Annotated in this window: 1 protein-coding gene; it reads left to right on the forward strand. The window is 63.8% G+C overall.

Going from position 1 to position 1224, the window contains the following annotated elements; translation table 11 throughout:
* On the forward strand, positions 1 to 1107 hold a 1107-nt coding region (locus tag CJZ78_RS13455), incomplete at its 5' end, for an IS5 family transposase (protein ID WP_143592975.1).
* Positions 1108 to 1224: the final 117 nt, after the last annotated feature.

Raw genomic sequence — 1224 nt, forward strand, 5'->3', positions numbered from 1 at the left:
CTGTTCTCCTACGTGTCGATCGAGGAGCGGATCCCGGCCAGTCATCCACTGCGGCGGATCCGGAAACTGGCCGATCAGGCCCTCGATCGGCTCAATCCCACCTTCTGCGCGCTTTACGCCTCAGAAGGCCGGCCATCGGTGCCGCCCGAGCAGCTGCTGCTGGCCTCGTTGTTGCAGGCGTTCTACGGGATCCGATCGGAGCGCCTACTGCTGGAGCAGCTCCACGACAACCTGCTGTTTCGCTGGTTTGTGGGGCTGAGTCCGGATGATCCGATCTGGCACCCCACCACATTCACCAAGAACCGCGAGCGGCTGCTCAATGAGCAGGTGATGGGCAGGTTCCTGGAGAAGCTGATGGGCGCCCCGGAGGTCAAGCCGTTGCTCAGCGACGAGCACTTCTCAGTCGATGGCACCCTGCTGCAGGCCTGGGCATCCCATGCCTCGCTGGAGCGGATCGACGGCCAGGACGATCCGCCGCCTCCGCCATCAGGACCTGGCGAGGGCTTTGGTGCTCCAAAGCCCGGCAGGAAGCGCGCGAAAGGAGATTTCCGCGGCATCAAGCTCAGCAATCAGACCCATCGCTCCGGCGTCGATCCGGATGCCTTGCTGTGCCGCAAATCCAAGGCCCATCCGGCGTTGCCCAGCTACCGGGGGCACGTGCTGATGGACAACCGCCATGCACTGGTCGTCGATTGTCAGGTGACGAAAGCCACGGGCACCGGAGAGCGGGATGCGGCCAAAGAAATGGCGGCTGATCGTCCCGGTGCCCACCAGAAGACTGTTGGTGCCGACAAGGGTTACGACACCAAGGGCTTTGTCGCCGAGATGCGCCGCATCGGCGTCACGCCGCATGTGGCGCAGAACACCGCACGCACCGGCGGCTCCGCCATCGATGGCCGCACCACCCGCCACAAGGGCTACGCCCAATCGATCAATGCCCGCCGCGGCATCGAGAAGGTGTTTGGCTGGATCAAACAGTGGGGCGGGCTGCGCCAGTTCAAGCTGCGCGGCACAGACAAGGTGAGTGCGGTGTTTGGCCTGCACGTGATCGCCTACAACCTGATCCGGCTGGGCAACCTGCTCAAACCGGCGATGGCAGCGGCATGAGCAGGTGGTTGCCCAGAGGTGTGCCAATGAGGCGGCTTCCAGGAAGCCCCAACGGGGCAAAACGCCTGAAATCTGGCGTTCTGAACCGCTGAATCAGCGAAATCCAGCCCGAACAGC

Source organism: Synechococcus sp. 8F6 (assembly GCF_002252665.1).
Lineage (GTDB): Bacteria > Cyanobacteriota > Cyanobacteriia > PCC-6307 > Cyanobiaceae > Cyanobium_A.